At 39.3% G+C, this 20,271-nt stretch carries 15 protein-coding genes; 5 read left to right on the top strand and 10 right to left on the bottom strand.

Annotated elements, in window-relative coordinates:
- Window positions 1-54 precede the first annotated feature (54 nt).
- From RM552_RS08680 to RM552_RS08655, 6 genes are all read right to left on the bottom strand, one after another.
- Entirely contained in the window at window positions 55-180 is a 126-nt protein-coding gene (locus RM552_RS08680) for a hypothetical protein (protein ID WP_311368432.1), read from the bottom strand.
- A gap of 104 nt (window positions 181-284) precedes the next feature.
- The gene (locus RM552_RS08675) at window positions 285-932 is read right to left on the bottom strand and encodes a hypothetical protein (protein WP_311368431.1); all 648 of its coding nucleotides are present in this window, start codon (window positions 930-932) and stop codon (window positions 285-287) included.
- Window positions 933-1,111: 179 nt separating this feature from the next.
- On the bottom strand, window positions 1,112-1,555 hold the full coding sequence (locus RM552_RS08670) for a hypothetical protein (RefSeq protein ID WP_311368430.1): 444 nt from the start codon (window positions 1,553-1,555) through the stop codon (window positions 1,112-1,114).
- A 9-nt stretch (window positions 1,556-1,564) separates the two neighbouring features.
- Complete coding sequence (locus RM552_RS08665) at window positions 1,565-1,834, bottom strand: hypothetical protein (protein WP_311368429.1); 270 nt, start codon at window positions 1,832-1,834, stop codon at window positions 1,565-1,567.
- Between the two features lie 144 nt (window positions 1,835-1,978).
- A complete protein-coding gene (locus RM552_RS08660) occupies window positions 1,979-3,103 on the bottom strand; it encodes a DUF6136 family protein (RefSeq protein ID WP_311368428.1) in 1,125 nt (374 codons plus the stop codon).
- Entirely contained in the window at window positions 3,081-3,695 is a 615-nt protein-coding gene (locus RM552_RS08655) for an ABC transporter ATP-binding protein (RefSeq protein ID WP_311368427.1), read from the bottom strand. Before RM552_RS08655 ends, RM552_RS08660 begins: the two co-directional genes overlap by 23 nt.
- Before the next feature lie 156 nt (window positions 3,696-3,851).
- On the opposite strand from RM552_RS08655, the gene RM552_RS08650 reads away from it, so the two are divergent.
- The 5 genes from RM552_RS08650 to RM552_RS08630 all read left to right on the top strand — a co-directional run bounded on the left by RM552_RS08650 (window position 3,852) and on the right by RM552_RS08630 (window position 11,431).
- Window positions 3,852-5,000: a helix-turn-helix domain-containing protein gene (locus tag RM552_RS08650; protein ID WP_311368426.1), complete on the top strand. Its 1,149-nt coding sequence runs from the start codon at window positions 3,852-3,854 to the stop codon at window positions 4,998-5,000.
- The gene (locus RM552_RS08645) at window positions 4,993-5,271 is read left to right on the top strand and encodes a hypothetical protein (RefSeq protein WP_311368425.1); all 279 of its coding nucleotides are present in this window, start codon (window positions 4,993-4,995) and stop codon (window positions 5,269-5,271) included. Before RM552_RS08650 ends, RM552_RS08645 begins: the two co-directional genes overlap by 8 nt.
- Before the next feature lie 22 nt (window positions 5,272-5,293).
- A complete protein-coding gene (locus RM552_RS08640) occupies window positions 5,294-6,439 on the top strand; it encodes a serine hydrolase domain-containing protein (protein ID WP_311368424.1) in 1,146 nt (381 codons plus the stop codon).
- Window positions 6,440-6,754: 315 nt separating this feature from the next.
- Window positions 6,755-9,709, top strand: coding sequence for a ligand-binding sensor domain-containing protein (locus RM552_RS08635; protein WP_311368423.1), 2,955 nt, complete (start codon window positions 6,755-6,757; stop codon window positions 9,707-9,709).
- Window positions 9,710-9,919: 210 nt separating this feature from the next.
- Entirely contained in the window at window positions 9,920-11,431 is a 1,512-nt protein-coding gene (locus RM552_RS08630; protein WP_311368422.1) for a S41 family peptidase, read from the top strand.
- Window positions 11,432-11,464: 33 nt separating this feature from the next.
- Here RM552_RS08630 and RM552_RS08625 read toward each other — a convergent pair whose 3' ends face one another.
- From RM552_RS08625 to RM552_RS08610, 4 genes are all read right to left on the bottom strand, one after another.
- The gene (locus tag RM552_RS08625; protein ID WP_311368421.1) at window positions 11,465-12,280 is read right to left on the bottom strand and encodes a polysaccharide lyase; all 816 of its coding nucleotides are present in this window, start codon (window positions 12,278-12,280) and stop codon (window positions 11,465-11,467) included.
- An 83-nt stretch (window positions 12,281-12,363) separates the two neighbouring features.
- Entirely contained in the window at window positions 12,364-14,265 is a 1,902-nt protein-coding gene (locus RM552_RS08620) for a TonB-dependent receptor plug domain-containing protein (protein WP_311368420.1), read from the bottom strand.
- A gap of 60 nt (window positions 14,266-14,325) precedes the next feature.
- Complete coding sequence (locus tag RM552_RS08615) at window positions 14,326-17,595, bottom strand: glycosyl hydrolase (protein WP_311368419.1); 3,270 nt, start codon at window positions 17,593-17,595, stop codon at window positions 14,326-14,328.
- A gap of 203 nt (window positions 17,596-17,798) precedes the next feature.
- Window positions 17,799-20,207: a bifunctional diguanylate cyclase/phosphodiesterase gene (locus tag RM552_RS08610; RefSeq protein WP_311368418.1), complete on the bottom strand. Its 2,409-nt coding sequence runs from the start codon at window positions 20,205-20,207 to the stop codon at window positions 17,799-17,801.
- Window positions 20,208-20,271 lie beyond the last annotated feature (64 nt).

The raw sequence follows: 20,271 nt of genomic DNA, 5'->3' as shown, positions 1-20,271 counted from the left end.
TATATAATCTTAAAGGTCTAAAGGCACAAACCAAAAAGAGGGCTTAACGCTCACTCAAATACTAGCACTTCTTGATGCTTTGAGTGCCGACATCAATAAAAATTTACTATAGTTTATTAAGGCAAATTTGGATAAACGATGGCCTAAGCTTTTTGCTTGGGCAACGATAAATACTGCCATACTCAACTAACTCCAAAAGGTCATCTTCAGCTTCAGTATTGCCTAATGATTTTGCCTTAAGCTGGTATATTTGTATTAATTCGACATAATTTAAAATATTACTGTTATTCATCTACAAGCATTTGCTGCAAAATTGGCGTTAGCGCATCGGCAATTGGGCTATGCTTTTTATTAAGAAAGTGGTACAAATTTTCGTGGCCCAAAACAACGGTTTTCCAATTTGGGTGCTTAGCTCTTAATTCAGCATCAATCAATACATCACTTACAATGATCCCTTGAACTCGATTATTGGCAATCATTCGAAATAAAATATCACGCTCAGGAACAAAAATAACATCGAATGATAAACTGTTGTTATCAATAATTTTTTCTAAAGCGGCAAAACCAGAAACAGATGCAACATACTCGATGTTATCTGCATTGCATGTAGGGCATGTATCCGTATTAATCAGCAACACCACTTCAAACTTTCTGATGGGCACCGGCAACATAATTAAATTTTGCAAGCTACCCTTTTTGGGTTTTACCCTTGCCATTAAGCCATCTACTTTTTCGGCCTCTGCCTCAGCGTAGCTGCGTTTCAAGGGGATATTTCTATATTCTATTTTGTGGCCTAGCTGCGAATATGCGTTTTCCATTTTACGCTGAATTGATTGATGATAAGGATGAGAAGAAGGTTTATCGAATATGAGTGTTTCTGCATAGCTAGATACAGTAAAAACCACTAAAATAAAAAACAATGTTTGTGGCAAATTCACCCCTTTTCACAAATACTTAATGAGTAATATCGGCACATAATCATTAATGTATAAGCTTATTGAATGCAAAGTATAACTTATAAACTCAGAAACACTAAATAATGCTCAATACTGTTATACTTTGAAGAGTAAACCGGAACACTTTGTACATCAATGCGATTGAACTTGTATAATCAGGGGTTTGGGAAACACTCTTGATTAGGAAGATCGACAAAAGTTGAAGACACTCGGTTTTCACCTTCACCTGTTATTAAGGTTATGCTCATGCCGCTAGCTAATTGATTTTTGATTTGGCAACGAACAAATTTGTCAGGGTGGTTTTCAGATAAAACTAAGAGTTGTTCTTTAATCAGCGGACTTTGCGATACTAATTTACTTAAATCGAGTGCAACCGACTGTGCAAAAGAGTTGGTCTCAGACGTTTTTAGCATCGTTGCTAACTCCTCTAACTGTGGATTGTTGAAGGGACTATCACGTTTGCTCTCTAACTCAGCCGAAGTGGTTAACCATACCCCATATAATTGCATGCGCTCAAAGGGAAGAAAAAATCGCTCAATCGAAAATAAAATGATTCCTATGCAAAAACAAATAGTGAGTAGTTTGAGCGAGAGCTTCATTTTGCTAGCTTACCAATTTGTACCACCTAGCTCATAAGATTCAGCTTCTTTTGACTTTGCGTGACTCAAGTATTGAAACAACATGCCACAAAACAAAAAAACAAGTGGCAGAGCGAAGTACTTAGCTTTTATTGCTAGCTCTTGAGCCGCTAATGTACCGTCACTAATTTCAAGTGATGAAATACCTAGCAATTTTAAGGCAATATTAATCACTAAAAGAAAGAAAAAGAAATAAGCGACTTCTTTCCTGAAACTCGCCTTTTTACGCGCATTAATCATATTTCCTCCATGCTTCGTGTTCTTATGGATAAGGTTCTTGTAGATAATTATCTTGTGGATAAGTGGAAAATTTCGACACTTATGCACAGAAATAGTTCAAGCACACACAGTAATCTGCGCTAGTTTGTTGAAAATCCAATATTTTTAAAAAGAAAATCTAATAAATCCAGCACCCGCTATACAACATACCCAGGCGATAATAAGGCTAGACGAATACCTTTTGGCAACAGCCAAACAAACTAATGCAAAAGGAAGTTGAACTAGAAGCGTAAGTAGATCAGTAAAAATCAAAAAATGAACGCTAAAAACAATTGCCAATGCGGTAATACAAGGCAAGTACTGTTTATTGACAAAAGTTTGACCCAAACCGTGTTGTAAGTATTGTGAAAAAAACAAATTGTGGTCTGAAATCAAACGGTTAATTGATAGCTGAAGCGCTGTGCAAAATAAGACTAAGACTTGAATAACAATAAACGCGATAGCACTGGCATATTGGGACAAGTGCTCTACTGAATAAACACTCATCATCAGTATTAAAACGCAAGCACTCAACAGAATAAAGGGCACATTACTCTCGCCCGAAGCCGATTTGTTGATAAATATTCCAAACCAAAGCGCATATGAATTTGGCAATTTAAAAAAGGACCTAAGTCTCATGCTGGGTGCATTATATACTGCTATGGCGGCAACATGCATAACAATTAAAATAGCCCAATTTGGAACATTTGAGCTAAATATAACTAAGGCAAGCAATACAGGTATGGTAGCAGCCATAAAATAATTAAAACGTTGCGGTTTAGATAAAATCAGAAAGGTACTTAAGGCCTGTAAAGATAGTAATAAGAAACCTTGAGGGACGCGATGCCAATCTCCCAAATCAATAAATATTAAAACAACAGCCAATATCAAAATAAGCGGATTAGCTATAATGCTTAAGAAAATGTCAGTGATTCTTGTCAGGCCTCGGGAAGATGCAACACTGCGCAGAAAAAGTGTATAGCGACTTCCTAGAATACCTACTCTGAAAATTTGCAAGAAAATGCTTTGACTCAAAAGAATCGAATAGGCGATGAGGGACGATTGGGCGTTTGACGTACCTTCACTCAAAAATGCACCAAAAGCTAACAACAACAAATAGAAAAGAACAGGTATAGCAACGCCCATAAAAAGCGAAACCATTAAAAGAGCTTGCTCTAGTTGTTTTGACCAATGCTTAACTTCAAAAGCGAAGATCTGTAAGCGCAACCTAAAATAAGTGAACAGTGTCAAACCCCTTTTCTTGGTATAAGCTTGGCTCGTTACTCGCAACTATCAAACTACCTTCAAAATCCTCGAGTATTTGCCACAATGCTGCAGCGCTTTTGGGATCTAGGGCAATATTCGGCTCGTCCAACAATAACACTGGTGTTTGTCGCATAAGTGCGCATATCAACTGAGTCTTTTTTAAATTTCCCGCCGACAACGCGTCAATTGATTTATTTAGGTGCGGCTCAAACGAAAAGGCATCTATGAGATTGTATGGTGGGTTTACAGCATAAATTTCTTGCTGCAAATCTATCAGCTTTTGCGGGCTTAAAAAGTTTGGATACACAATAGAATCTGTAGCAATAGCTACCTGTTGTTTAGTATTACTAACTCGCTCGTTTTGCCAAACAAGCTCACCTGCTTGTGGTGCAATTAAGCCAGCAATAATACACAACAAGGTAGACTTACCGGTACCATTGGGCCCAATCAGACAACTTCGACTATTTGTAAATTCGACACTGTAATCAGTAAAAATCTGGCGTGATGCATATTCTGAACTGACCTTAGCATTAGACGACTGTTGGTAAGTATAATAAAGATTTTTTATGCTCAGCATAGGCCTGCCTTTTAATTACAATATCTGCTTAATATTACGCCAAATATAGCGCTTGACTAGCAAAAAGACTTTACCAAATGTGTTTTGTTTAATCAGCCTACTTGTTCTATGATTGTTGCGATAAATAAGATTGGTAAATGAGAAATTGGATATTGAATGGGTGACACCTCAAACCTTGTAGTAGCTTGGCGCAGTGTAATGATGGCAATGGTTTGCTTGCCTATTATTATATGTATTGCTTTACTATGCCTTAAAAAGGTTGAACGCAAGGCGTCTTTTGCCTTAGCCGCAACATTATTTACCGCCGTTGTTGCTATTACCCCACAAATTATTGGTTTTGCTGGCTTTTATGATGTGTACCCTGGCTTAACTTTTTTCCCTTTATATAATGATTTATGGTTAGGCCCCTTGGTGTATTTGCATGCCCATCTATTATTGCGTCAAGAGCCGCTAGGGTGGCGAAAACTATTAATTTTACCGGGTATTCTTCAGACCGCTTATTACACGTGGGCGTTTTTAAGCCTGGGCGATTACAAAAGTAAATGGGCGTATTCAAGTGATTTTCATAGCCCGTATATTGTACCTGTCGAAAGCTTGCTGGCCATTTTATTTTTAGGCTTAGCTTTATTCAAAATTTGGCGCATATACCACGAATATAAAGACTACATTTATGCAACAGAATCGATTGCAATAGAATTTGAGCCAATTTGGCTTAAACGCATAATCTTTATTTTACTCGTTACCGGTGTATTGTTTGCAAGTATCGAGATTATTGAGCTTTTTGTTGGTTTAACCTACTTTGCCGCTTTTCCTGTGCAAGTATTGATCATGCTTGGTATTGCTTGGCTGAGCATAGAGGCTGTTGGACGGATTAATCAACCTTATCCAAAACTACCAATATCAATAGATGAAGAAAATAACCCTAAGCAAGAGCGCAATAACGAAGAGCTAGAAGACGCAAATTGGCAAGCTTTAGCTAAAAAAATAAACGCAGAAGTGCTCACTCATAAATGGTTTCTGGAACCGCGCTTTTCGTTACGAGAATTAGCCAGCAAAATGGGGACGAACGAAGTTTATACGTCAAAAGCAATTAATAAAGGAATGAACCTTAGCTTTAATGATTACATCAATCAGAAGCGTGTGGAGTTTGCTCAAAACCTTATTAGGAATACTAATTTACCCCTACTAAGCATTGCCTTAGATAGCGGTTTTAATTCAAAAGCGACGTTTAATCGTGTATTTAAAGACCAATCTGGACTTACGCCAAGCCAATATAAACACCAAGAGAAAGCCGTTAATGCCTAAATCACCCGTCGATAAGCTCTTAACAAAACACCAAAACTTGATACACAGTGAAAGCATGAAAGTAGTTTCTCATGTACAACGGCAGCAAGATGACTGGTACTTGCACACATTAATGCTAGAGGGCTACGAAGTTGCCTTTAAATACAAGCGCAAGAACCCCTACAAGTCGCTAAAAGGAGCGTTAGTAAATCTTACCTATTATCCAAGTAGTGAAGAAGTAGCCGGAATGTCTTTTGAATATATGAAAGTGGTTAGACTAAAAAGGACCTAAACGTTTTTTAACAAGGAATAATATGAAACCATTATTTTTATGTGTATTTTTACTACTTAGCTTTATAGGCCAAGCAAAACAAGCGGATATCTCCAAATTAATAGATTCCCTTTCCCAAAAACTCCCTGCAGATGAACCAGGTTGCTCCATTGGTGTTTTTGAAAAAGGCAATGTGTTGTTAGGTCAAGGTTTTGGTCTAGCAAACGCGGAATTAAATATGCCCATGTCGAACAACAATGTGCATCGAATGGCTTCGGTGTCTAAACAATTTGTTGCGATGGCGGTTCATTTGTTAGCTGATGAAGGTAAAATAGACTTATCCAAAGATATTAGCAACTATATCAATGGCTTGCCCGATTACGGACATCACGTAAGCATAAACTCGATGATTGGTCATGTTGCTGGTATGGGTGATTATGATCTTGTCTCAAGCGAAGGTATGGATGAAAGCGATATCCATGAGGGTGCATTAAATTTAAAGGCCACATCAGGACGCCCTTTTAGGATCGGTAACGAAGACTACTTAACTGTTGCTGAGTTTCATGATGTAGTGAAACGTTTGCCCTTAATCTCAACACCTCGAACTAAGTGGCAATACAGCAATATGGCTTATGTTTTATTAGCTATATTGGTCGAGGAAGTTAGCGGTAAAACTCTACGAGAATACAGTCAAGAAGAGATTTTTTCTCCACTGGGTATGCACGATACCTTTTTTGCTGATAACCCTACTGAGCTTATCAAAAATCGTGCATATGGCTACGCAAAAAACAAAGATGGTATATACGAAAACAACATGACCAACTTATTCTGGGTAGGCGATGGCGGATTGCACACCACAATAGCCGACATGCATAAATGGGATAAACATTTCTATATGCCCAAGTTGGGTAAACACCCACAAGCATTTATGAAATCATTTATGCGTGCAAACTCTGAATTACCTACAAATGACAGTGATGACAACAAAATATTATATGCTAACGGCCAATTTATAGAGACTGGTGAATACGGACAAAAAATATCACATTCTGGTGGATGGTTAGGCGCAAGTATTATGTATGAACGCTACCCTGAGCATCAATTTTCGAGCATCGTGATGTGTAGCAATGTGTCTGCAGACAGGACGATTAGCCAAGCGATCAGTCAGTGGTATTTTGCGAATAGATGATTAAACCCATAATAGGTTTGCTACTTATATTTGCATTGAATATTCTCATTTAGCGTCCTTACTATTAAGTGAAACTCATAACAACAATATAAAGTAGACGAGACTACCAATCATTTTTTAAGTAACTGAAGAACCTGAGTATTTAACTAAACTTAACCAGTTTGTGTCCGATACAAAACAAAACGCAACATTTGAGCTATTAGTTGTCAGGTAAATGCCAAAGAATCATCAAAAAACGGAACCAATGGATGCTATTCGCAAGCAGTAACAAGATCATTATTTGTACATTATTCACTCTAGGCTTAAAGGGCTAAGATGCTTCTTAAATTCTGCCGAACATTGCTAATTTTTTTCTATGCAAACGTTATAGTCGTGCAGGCTTTTGCGAGCAATTTATCGCCAATTAAAACTTATAGTGCGCAAGATGGTTTATCACAAACTTCAGTGTCCGACATTATCCAAGACAAACAAGGCTTTGTATGGATTGCAACACAAGCTGGGGTTGACCGCTTTGATGGATACAGTTTTGTTAATAGTGAAAAATTTAATTCCAATGGTACCGGACGGCAATTTGTATTGGATCTTGAAGAAGACCCAAGCACCGGTGACATATACATGGTTAGTCGTTCTTTATTGCAAAAATATAATCAATCCACCGCTAAAATAGAAGCGATTGATTTGCCTCTAGTCGATACCCAACTTAATCTAAATTATTATCACATTGACCAAGATAAACATCATATTTTGGCGACCAACAAAGGCATCTTTTTACGTGAAGATATTCAACAAGCATATAAACTGATCTCGCAAGCTGATACTAATTTTTACGTAAAAGATATCGTCTTACAAAACGGAATCTTGTGGTTTGCGACAACCAATGGACTTTATACATACAATGTGAAATCAAAAGACTGGCGATTTGCAGGCTTAGACCAATACAGTATTAATGCCATCGAATTTATAAACGAAAATGAGGCTTGGTTAGGCACAAATGGTGACGGTATTCTTATTATAGATACACTGTCATCTTCACCTTATATCAAATCGAGTTTAACGCTCGCGCAAGGGCTAATAAACGATATTGTTACCGACTTAACACCCATGTCAAACGATGAGCTTTGGATCGGTACTAGTGGTGGCATATCCATCATCAACAAAAAAACAGGGGAGATCAGTAACCGTGCTTTACCCTTTAATGACTCCGATGTGTCCCATTCAATAACTACCCTTTATAAAACCAACAAAGGCCTTATTTTTTATGGGACGTTTGCAAGTGGATTTGGGATATTTGACCAGCGAGCCAATCTAATTGAGCAATATAAGATCCCTTCGGTAGCCCGTACATTCATGATAGAAACCGGTAGGTCAAATGAATATTGGGCCACTTCTGATCGAGGTTTATGGAAATTTGATACTGACCGAAATACCAGCGGACCTTTTGGGTATGAACATAATGCGCCATATCACACCCAGAATAATATCCTCGTTACTGAATACGATGCAGCAAATGACACAATTTGGGTTGGCACAGGAACCGGGCTGGCTAAGTTTGACAAAGAAAAGCAGCTCCTTGTTCATGTAGACTTTGACGGTATTAGAACCTTTCCTGTAAAAAATGCTGATGACGGCAAGTTGTGGATAGGGACAAGAAACAATGGCGTATATCATTACGACCCAATGTCGAAGCAAGTATTGAAACATTACGATATAGATAGCGTTTCTAACCTATTTTTTGAATCAAAAAATAAACTCTGGATATCTACGTTTAATGGTTTGTTTCTAGTTGACCCCGAAACTGACGAACAAACTATTTTTATGCATGACGCAAACAAACTTACATCTATACATAGCAACGACATTACCTCTGTTTCTAAGGATTCAAAAGGTAATTATTTAGTTGGCACGCAAAGTAAGGGCCTTTCTCTTTTACAATTTGAGCCAACAGAAAACAAAGCGAAATTTACCCCCCTATTTACCGATACCATTTTAGGTAGCTTATCAATTGGTGCGGTGGTTGAAGATGAGGCTGGATATTACTGGTTAACGACAACTAAAAACATTGCCCGTATTTCGCCGAATTTCACTAACATACAATTTTTTGATAGTAGAGACGGTGCAAATGCGTCGGGTTACTTTATAGGTGGATATGCTAAAGACAACAATGGGATAATTTATTTCTCGGGTCCAGAAGGAATATCTATTATTGACCCCGCCGTATTTGAGACCTCTACAGAAATGCCCAAACTTCAATTTACTGACCTGAAGGTTGTTCAAAAAAACATCAACGACCTTACGTCATCCTACGCAATCGGTAGTGCCATTTCTGCTGACAATACAAAGCCATTGGAGCTTACGCCAAATGATTTAATGTTCACAGTATCGTTTGCCGCTATTGAATTTGGAAATCCAGAAAGTATTCAATATCAGTATCGCCTAGTCGGCTTTCAGAATAGATGGCAGAAGTCAGAAAATGGCGTTCGAAAAGCTACATTCAGTAATTTAGATCCAGGTTCTTACACGCTGCAAATTCAATCAACTAATCGATATGGCGATTGGAACCCAGAATACACCGAACTTGCAATAAATGTTGCCGCACCTTGGTATCAGACAACGCTAGCAAAATTCATTTTTTTAATATTGATAGTCGTTCTCTTATACGTTTTGTTTACTTGGCGTACATATTCTCTAAAAAGGCAATCTCAGGTTTTATCTAAAAAAGTGGTTCAAAAAACCGAAGAGTTGCAATTGGCAAATACTAAATTACAACAATTATCTACTGTCGATCCTTTAACGTCTATCTTCAATAGGAGAGGGTTTAATCAAGAAATTGACAAGATGTTCAAAAATAGCTTTGACAAAAATGTTTGCTATGGCGTGTTACTTTTGGACGTGGATAATTTCAAGCAAGTAAACGACAACCATGGCCATAATGCTGGTGATAAAACCCTCACCAATATCGCTACTTTCTTGCGAGAAAACTTGCCTACCGGCAGTATTTTAGGACGATGGGGAGGGGATGAATTGATTATGGTCTTACAAGCCGACAATATGATGGACATTTCCAAAGAGGCATTAATAATTAGGCAGGCAATAGAGAAAACGCCAATGCCTATTGAAAGCGGCGAAGTAAACGTTACTGTTACTATCGGGGTGACGCAATTAACCAGAGGCAATAAATTAGAACGTGCAATTGTTGCAGCCGATAAACTGCTTTATGAAGGCAAAAAAGCCGGCAGAAACAAAGTAGTCTGTGCCGGTGCCGTGTTTTAATAGAACGTTCAATGTCATGGAGCAAGGACTCTGACTCCACTGCCTTGATCTAAACGTCTCAAATCATTAAAACATCGGCTCATTTCATGTAATGGGGCTCATTTTATTTTCCATTGACGATAATGAATTCAAGTTAAGCAATACCGCTGAACTTGTTTAATAAATGGATACCGTGTGGTATATCAAAATATCGTCATCTGGAGAATTTATATGTTTATGCAACGCGCTTTTATCAGCAAAATATTTGTTATTTTATTACTAATACTCTCAAGCTTTTTGCCTGCCCAAGGGGCACAGACAAGCGCCAGTAGCTATGGTGAAAAAATACTCACCACTGAACAAATCAAGACTGATATAGAGCTACTAAAAAAGACCTACAAACGTCTTCATCCCGGTTACACGCGCTATAACGACTTAGCCACGCTTGAGCGAAGCTGGGATGAAATTACAACTACAGCTGAGCAAGACAATGGCATGTCCATCACCGATTTTTACTTACGCATTCAATCCAGTTTGACCTTAATTCGTTGTGACCATACCAAAGCAAATTTGCCTAAAGCCATGGCCAAAGAACGCAACGAAAATCCCATCTACCTACCTTTCAAATGGCGCTGGATAGAGCAAAGAGCCTTTGTGATTGGCGTTGATGCAGAAAACAAACTCTCTTTATTGGATGAAGTGGTCGCCATCGACGGTCGCGATATTAAGGAGCTTGTTCAAGAAGTCGAACATTACATACCTGTTGATGGCTATACCGAATGGTCGCGCAACCCTGGCATCAGTGATTCCATGGAATTTATGGGCGGCGCAGTAGATCATTTTGGCACTTTAAAATGGAAAAACAAAGCACGTGTTACCGTTAGCATTAAAACCAGCTATGGTGACATCGAAGAAATTAATATGCCACGTATTAACTACAAAGAATATCGTGCCTTACCCAATTTAGGTAGCGACGCCAGAAACTTTAAAGATGCGGTTATATTTGAACGTATTGGCGATAAAGCCGCTTATTTGCGCATCGATACTTTTGTAAACTATCGCGAAACTGTTGACCCTGAAGACATTTATAAGCCCATTTTTAAAGCTATTAAACAAGAAAAACGTGATGTGCTGATTTTAGATCTACGCAACAACGGCGGTGGCTCGTCTGATGCCAGTATGGGTTTATTCGCTAACTTAATAGCAGAAAAAATGCAGGTAAAAACCGACATGCGGGTGAATACTTTGGAGTTCGAAGATATTCGCCCTCACTTATGGACATGGGACAAACGCGCGCTCGATCCAAATAGAATTGGCTTTAGCAAAAACGACGACGGTGGCTATTCGCTTCGTTCATGGTTTACTGATGATCTTGACACTATCAAACCAACTAAGTATGCCTTCTCTGGAAAGCTAATTGCACTAACAAGCAATAGTAACTCGTCGGGCAGCACGAATTTGTTGTCTGCATTACAATCGGCTGGAAGAGTAACCATGGTCGGTGAAAAAACCGGGGGAAGCAAAGAAGGTGTTACTGCTGGTCTATTATTTACGCTCACCCTACCTGAATCAAAAATAACGACACGAGTCCCATTTTTCCGTTATACCAATAACGTAAAAAGTTTTGAACTTGGAATGGGCGTAACACCAGACATTTATGCACCAATGACGGTTGAAGCGTTTTTAAGGTCAGGTGACCCCGCACTGGAGACGGCAAAACAACTAATCGAAATTTCTAAATGATGTTTGTCCATACTTGCAGTGCAATTTTTTAATCTAAATATCTCTTATGGGCTGTGGCCTAATACAAGGCCCTTCGGTCACGCCCATATTATCAACCGTGGCAGAAAGATTGCGGTAAGTGCCATCTTCATTTTTAGGCGCCCATTTAGGGCTACTCCCACCAAAAAAGGTTTGCAGCGCTAGTGTTGTTATTAGTGCCTTTTTGCTTTTGTCGTAAAACGACAGTCCAGTAAGCTCACTGACTTTTTTACCATTTAGCCACACCTCTGAACGACCATCCTTATTGCCTGTTCCAGCATCTAAATAGATAGACAGAGACAGCCATTCTCCTCGAGGAATCTTGCTAAGCTCTCCTACTGGAGAACTGTCTTCACCGTATTTACCCGGACGATTTTGATGATAATTATAAGTAACCGGTCGTCCGCCTTCACGCCACATTATGCGACTAGACCATCCATCAAGCTTAGTTTCTTGGCCTCCCCATACTGGGTTTTCTGGCGCGAAACCGAATAGTTTTCCCCCTAAGACAAAATCAAAATCTTCAGGGAAATAAACATCAAAATTCAATGTTGCTTGTTGAACACTGCGCGAAAGAGGGATATGAGCGCGGTTTCGTTCGCTGCCTCTTTCGCTACCCACATAATGTATTGTCATAACACCATTAGAGACGCTGTAATTTTTTTCGCGATCAATTAATTTAGCGGCTAGCGAATCTTTGTTATCGAAGCTTTCGAACAGCATTGCATTCTCGGATTCACAAACCGCTGATTGTTCAGGGCTTGAGGCAGTGGCAAATCCTGGCGAGGCAATAATTGCGGTGAAAAAATAGTAACTAACAATTGATTTCATATTTATAGGCTCTGCGGTTTAGGTGAACTAAAAAAATACGTTTCGATTATACAGAGCACAACTTTAGTGCTACCTGATTAAAATTAAAATGTATAAACCATATTTAATTCAATGTTACGACCTAGTGCATTTGGCGCAAGCTCATCCGTGCTGACTGGATAGCCCTTATCGGTTAAATTGCTAATATTAAGACTTGCCGTTAAAGCCGAAGATAATATCTGCTCATAGCCTACTTTAAAATATACCACATCACCGGTCTGTAACTCGGCGGTACCCGGTTTGTTATGCTTTTGTCGATAGGTCATATTGAGCCACAAGGATGTTAAATCAGATTGCCAGCCCAACCTAAACTCATGTTGGTTAGGGCTTATGTCATTTACAGCATCGCCAGAATTATCTTCTCCCCACAACCATTGCCCTTGAATTTTTACATAAACAGAAGGTGATAAGGTCCAACTTGCAATGTAATTTACCCCTTGTATGACTGCGTCCTTGAGGTTTTTATATTGCGCTAAGTTATCATTTAAACTGACTCTTTCAATGTAATTATCAATGCTCTGATGGAACAGGCTTACATTTACCGCGATATTGTCGCTTTGATATTCAATATCACTTTGCATGTTTGTTGTGTCTTCGGTTAAAAGCGCTTGCTCACCCTGCGTTATTCCACGCGGAGTGCTCCCAAAAAAGAAGCGTTCAGTGAGGGTGGGTACCCTAAATCCACTACTTAAGTATACGCCTGTAGACCAGTGTTTTTTCCAGATTTTCCTAGCGCCAATAAACCCGCTGAAATTAGTGTCTTGAACCCTTTGTTCTGCGTTCAAGCCACCATATTGGAACATTTTTTCCCACCTAAAACCGCCAGATAAAACCCAATTATGCCAATCTCTTCGAGAAGTCAGGGAAAAATGCCAAGCGTTTTGACGACCCTCGAGGTTTGTTCGATCAAAAACGAGATTCTCCATTAAAGAAAGCTCTTGCTCATTTGCCTCCACCCCATTGCGAGCATTTAGCGCAAACTCCCAATTGATAAGCCACTCATTTGCTGAAAAAACATCGCCGATTCTTGCTCCCCAGCCTAACGCTTTATTTTGTAATAAATTAATTCGCTGCCCTGGCCTTAAGATTTGGGTATCAAGACTAGCACTGTGAGCATACACTTCTGCATTCATCCAATTAAATGTCAGTTTTGCCAACCAATGATTGTTATTTGGGTAAAGTGTTTGACGATCCTGTGGCAGGTCTGCACTTGCCTTATCAATATTATTCGAAGAAGAAACTAACAATAATGCGTCTTTAACAAAACCTTCTTCAGTGACACTTCTTATCCAAGCCGAAGACTGTTCAAAAGCATTAAATATTGCATGATCGAAGCCGTCTGCTCCACGGTTTGCTTTTCTTACATTAGCTCCCCAGTATAAAGTACTCTTGCTAAGCTCCTGGCCTGCCAATATTTGTAAGCTTCGGTAGTCTTGTTGATGCGCATAAGTAGCAGTGATGGTAGGATCTAAAGTTGTTGCTAAACGCAAATCAATGCCTCCACCTAGTGCACCCGATCCTAATTGGGTAGAGGCTGCACCAGATAAAACATAAGCATTGCCAATAAAGCTTGGCGCGATAAACTCAGCAGCATTGCCGGCACGGCGCTCAGTATAAATAGGCACACCTTCTACCATAGTCAGTATCCGCCAACGAGATAAACCTCTAATACTCAAGGTTTGCAGCAAGCCTCCTTGACCATTGTAATTTACTTGCGGGGTTGAATTAAAAACATCAGCAACAGAGAGCAAGTTACTTTCGCTTTGAATGTCGATTGAGGTAATGGGAGCAATGCCATTGAGGTCATTAAGATATGTTGGGGCTTTCCCAACAACGCTAATGCGATCTACGAATTGATCTGAAGCATATGCCACATGGGCAAATATAATGGGCAAAAAAACAATGAAGGTAAATAATAAACCAGTTGGGAAACGCTTATGATTCATAGTGTAAAAATGATGCCTGCCAAAGTATAAGGGCGCCCAAATTGAGCGCCCTCAAGTACCTTACTCTAGTGTTGGGATACGTCCCGGTGTCCAAGGCGCACCAATGGATTCTAATTCAGCTTCCAAAGTCGTTAAATCGTTTTGTAAACGCTTCAGCTTATCCGCTACTCTGGTGTATTCAGCTTCAGCGATTTCAAGCGACGACAAATGATTACCCGACACCTTGTTTTGACTACCACTGATTGCGTAATACAAACTGGTTGTTCTACCTGAAACTGACCAAGGTACAGGCTCTTGACGGGCTCTAACCGTTGCATCACCATCTAACAATACACTCAAAGGCGTTAAGCGAGCGGCTAATTCACGGGCAGCTTGTGCATGTGCTTCGTTCGCAGACGGCGTTACATCTACCGCCGCAATTAAATATTTAATTCGGCTACGCAATTCACTTTGTGCTTTTGATGCACCTCTTACTGATCTAAAAAGATTTGCGGCTCGTTTTTGTATTGCTAATAGGCCTTCACGATCGGTGCTTATTTCTGGGCTATTATTCAGCAACTTCAAATTAAACGCTTGTGGTTCAGACAATACAGATACTTTTCCAAATTGCCTCGCTTTTAAGCTAACGGTGTATTCCCCTGGTAAAGCGATTGGTCCTTTAGGTGGGATAGCCCAAGGCGGGACATAACCTGAAGGCTTACTGAGCGACACAGGGGCTGAAGAGGGATAGTGCATATCCCATGCAACACGATGAAAACCTTTACCTGCAGGCGCATCAATAATGCGGACTAGCTGCCCTTGGGCATCTTTAACTTCAAGAAATACCGTCGGTGCTTCTTCTTGGTCTTCTTTACGTAAAGTGTCCCAGCTTGGATATGGGGTATCTCCGCCTTCTTTTTCTATTTTCTTTTCTACTTCACGACGTATTTTCTGTAACGATTTAAATCCGTCCTTTAAATAAAATGAGAATACAGCGCCATAAGCTGGGTTGTCGGCACTATAAAATGCATCACCATTTGAACCTTTGCGTTCACCTCCGTATTGATAACCTTGCAAATAAAGCCAACTGTCTTTTACTGGAAACAAGGTAGCATTTTGTTTGCTCAAACTCTCAGCCGACGTTCGAAGGGGGGAATAATCATCCAGAATATAGATACCTCGGCCAAAAGTGCCTACTATTAGATCACTCTCACGTCGTTGTATCTCAAGGTCACGAACAGAAATAGTTGGAAAATTGCCTTTCATTTGGGACCAGTTTTCCCCACCATTTTGGCTCACAAATAAGCCAAACTCTGTGCCAACAAACAGCAAATTAGGATCAACATGATCTTCAGCAATAGTGTGAGCTGAGCCCCACTCGGGAAGATCATTGCTAATTAGCTTCCAGCTCTTACCCTTATTTGTTGTTTTTAGCACATATGGTTTGTAGTCACCGCGCTTATGATTATCAAAAACGGCATATGCGACATTTTCATTGTGCAGCGATGCAATAACATCCTCTACCAGCGACATGTCGGGTACACCTCTAAAACTGTCTTCTGTGCGCCAATTTTCACCGCCATCTTCAGAAACACTGATTAAACCATCATCAGAACCCACATACATTAAGCCTTCCTTCAACGGACTCTCGTTTAGCGCAATTATTGACCCATACATAGACGTTGAAGCGTTTTTAGCTATAGTGTCTACACTCCATACTCGGTCCATAACCTTTAATTTATTACGGTCAATTTTGCGCGTTAAATCGGGACTAATAACACGCCATGTTTCGCCACGGTCGTCAGACTGAAACACTTTTTCAGCTGCATAAAACAAGCGTGTCGAATTATGCGGGCTGAGCAATAATGGAGAATTCCAGTTCCATTTATAGGCCTTTTCACTCATTTTTGGATGAGGCGTAATAGATACACGTTCCCTAGTGCGTTTGTCGTAGCGGGCCAATCCACCATACTGATATTGTGCATAAATAATGTTTGGATCATTGGGGTCAATTTGAGGTTTATAGCCATCACCACCAATCACAATATTCCAATCAGCATTGGTAATGCCGTGAATAACATCGGTACGCGATGGTGCGCATAAAGAGTTATTGTCTTGAGTACCACCGCACACATTGTAGAACGGGGATGCATTATCTGGTTGAGCACGGTAAAACTGCCCAAGTGGTAAATTTTGTGCGTGACGCCACTTTTGTCCACGGTCCCAGCTTTCATATACGCCACCGTCACCCCCCATGATCAGATGATCAGTATTTTTTGGATCTATCCATAAAGCGTGGTCATCAACATGCCTAAATTGGTTTGACAATGACTTAAAAGACTTACCACCATCTTCAGACACTTTTGTAAAAGTATCTAGTGAATAAACACGCTCTGGATTTAGTGGATCGACCACCAATTCATTGTAATATTGAGGGCTACTTGTCATATGTCCTGAACGTTTTGCCCATGTTTGACCAAAATCTTCTGAACGATATACACCCTTGTCTTTATCGTTTGACTCAACAATAGCATAGAGCATATTTGTAGCTGATGGTGCCATGGCAATACCAATGCGCCCCATGTTTTCTGAAGGTAGTCCCGCAGAAATTTGCTCCCATGTTTTACCGCCGTCAGTTGTTTTATGAATGCCACTGCCCGGGCCCCCATTAATAAGTGTCCATACATGACGCCTGCGCTGATAACTTGTGGCAACAATGATTTCTGGATTGTTTGGGTCAACAACAAATTCGTTGATACCCGTGTAAATATCGATATCTAAAATGCGCTTCCAATTTTCGCCTCCGTCGGTGGTCTTGTATAAACCTCGATCACCACCGTTACTCCACAATGGACCTTGAGAAGCAACAAGTACATGATCAATATCGCTAGGGTCAATCCAAATTTGCGAAATATGACCGGCGTTTTTAAGCCCCATGTTTGTCCACGTCTTGCCACCATCTAATGTTTTATAAACACCATCACCATATGCGACTGAGCGTTGTGAATTGTTTTCTCCAGAGCCAAGCCAAAGCACATTACTGTTTGTCGGCGCCATTTCAATTACACCTATGGCATAAGACCCTTGATCTTCAAACATCGGCGTCCAAGTCGTCATATTGTTGGTGGTTTTCCAAAGGTTACCTGAAGCAGTTGCCACATAAAATTCATTAGGCTTGGAAGGATTAACGGCAAAATCAGAAATCCTACCAGAAATCATTGCTGGGCCAATATTACGTAACTTGATATTTGCGAGTGGGTTGGTTTTTTTATCTTGGGCTAGTGTAAACCCTGATGAAACTGAAAGAACAAGTGCTAAAACGCCACTTGCAAGGTAGTTGCTTATTAACATGGTGTTGTTTCCTTGGATAAACGATCACTGTAGTGTATACGATTAATTATTATTTTCACTCGCCTCATAATGTATGCATTGCATTGGCACAGTGTTGAATAAACTACTTTGTTTTTATAAACCTAACACTTTCTTGGTGGTTTTACATAACTTCTTTAGTTTAGCCCAGTATTGGGAGTGCTACTGGAATAATGCTATTGATTTTATTCACTCACTTTTTTAACACTATCTGAGCTAGTGCTATCCAGCGGCTCTTTCGCTTCATAATTTAACATCTCTATTAAACTTTCAAAGCTAAATGGGCGAGAAAAATAATACCCTTGCCCATTATTACAACCTAGTTCATTTATTTTGCTAAGTTGAGCTTTAGTTTCAACTCCTTCAGCTGTAGTAGTCATGTTTAAAGCTCTGGCTAAACTAATAACCGCCTCTAGAATAATCAGCGATTTTGAACTCGATTGTTTTTTTAGCATAAAGCTTCTATCTATTTTCAAAATATCAAAATGAAGCTCATGTAAGTAACTAAGTGATGAATATCCGGTGCCAAAATCATCTAAGGCTATTTGAATACCTAGTGCTCGATATCCCTCCATCGCTGCTTTTACGTCATTTAAGTTTTCTAATAAGGTTTGTTCCGTTATTTCAAAAATTAGATATTCAAGTTCTTTGGCATACTCTTTTTTATACTCTTCAACCACGCTCGAAAAATAAGCTGATGCGAAACCAACAGCCGACACATTCATAGATAAGCGAAACTTTTTGCCTGTTAATTGATGGATTGTTTTTAAGTGTTTTAGGGCACTTTTGAACACATAGACATCTAACTCAATAATTTTACCGATTCTTTGCAGTTCATTGATAAAACTGCTTGGTAAAATTTCGCCCAACGTAGGATGATTCCAGCGAATTAAGCATTCCGCTGAAATAATGGTGTTGGAAGATAAATTGACTATTGGCTGAAAAACAAGATACAAATCTTGGTTAAACATAGCATCGCTAAATTCTAATTCTAGTTTATGCGAATGTACGTTTTTGTTTGTGTATTTTTGGTCATAGAAGAATACTTGGTTGCGCCCTTTCAGCTTAGCAAGATACATTGCTTCATCAGCTTCAACAAAAAGTTTTTCTTGGGAAATAGTCTCATTGTTATAAATAGCTACACCAATACTGACAGTAGTTTGTAATACGTATTTTTCAAATTTAAATGGATGATAAACAGCTTTTATAATTTTATTTGCTACTTCTTCAATAGCGCTTTTACTCTCTATATCTTGCAACACTACTGCAAACTCATCCCCGCCAATTCTTGCAAGCGTATCATTTTTACCCATTATGCTTTTAAGCTGAGAAGATATAAAAACTAATAACTCATCGCCTGCGTGGTGACCATGCATGTCATTAATGTCTTTAAATTTATCAAGGTCCAAAAATAATATGGCGAGTTGGCGTATTTTATTTTGATTATATAACTGAATAGCTTCGTTCACTCGCTCAGAAAGCAACACTCTATTTGGTAATGAGGTAAGTGGGTCGTGAAGTGCTAAAAACTCAAGTTCAGCTTTAGCCTTTATTCTCTTTAGCGCAATGTAGACATGGTTGGCTACATACTGCAGCAATTGTAAATCGCTACTATCGTATTTATCTTCTTGATCGTAACTTTGTACTATTACCACTCCACGTATTTCATCTTGCCCAAAGTGCACGCCTAACATAGCCTCAGGGACCGTCCCTTCTACACACATTTCTTTGGCGTCAACAAGCTTTTCTAAGTCCTTTTTTTGCGCTAACAGAGCACGCTGATGCTTTAAGATATAGCCGGTAATACTCGGTAATGTATAGTCAAGAGGGATTTTATTATCAATAAATACATCACATTCATCAGCACAATACGGAAATCGAATAGTTTTTTCTTCTAACTCTTCTAACGCAATAATAAAATTTCTTGCATTAAGAATTCTACCCACAAGTTGATGAATAGACTGACAAAACTCCTCTAAAGAACTAGATTTATGTACGAGTTCAGCAATTGCATATAAAGAGTCTTGGATTTTCACATTGTGCTCTAGGGCATTGACGGTGTCTTGCAATTGATCAGTTGTTCGGGTTTTTTCAATTTTTATTGCTGCCATTGATGCAATAGCGGTGAGTATTTTTGTATGTTGTTCTGTAAAAAAGTCTGTCTGTGGATGCTCAGAGTCAATCACGCCTATAAGTTGTCCTTCAACTTGCATGGGTACAGCCAACTCAGATAATCTCTCGTCATCATCAACGATGTAATCTTCAAAACTTCTTGTATTGCCAATTCGTATAGCTTTCCTTTCTAGTGCCACCTTGCCTACAACACCACGTCCCAGAGGTATCTCTATAGGGCAGAGCACTGTTTTTTCATCCTGACTTTTATTGCCGTATGCAGCGACTTGGTTCAACACTTGTCGATTTTCGTCATAAAGATAGATAACTGCATCTTCAAATCCCATTTGAGCTACAACATCTTGAGCAAGAAACCAAACAATATCCGATTCAGAAGTCAGAGACAGCATTTCAATTGCAAAATGACTGACAACAGACAGATATTTTTTGTCGTTATCTTGTTTAATTAACTGTTTGGTCAAAACGAACACCTATATATACAATATAAAGTATCTGTTGATTGGCGTATTAAAAGTGTATGCGTTC

This window comes from Glaciecola petra, from assembly GCF_031846345.1.
Lineage (GTDB): Bacteria > Pseudomonadota > Gammaproteobacteria > Enterobacterales > Alteromonadaceae > Glaciecola > Glaciecola petra.
This window is presented reverse-complemented; position numbering and strand designations above follow the sequence as displayed.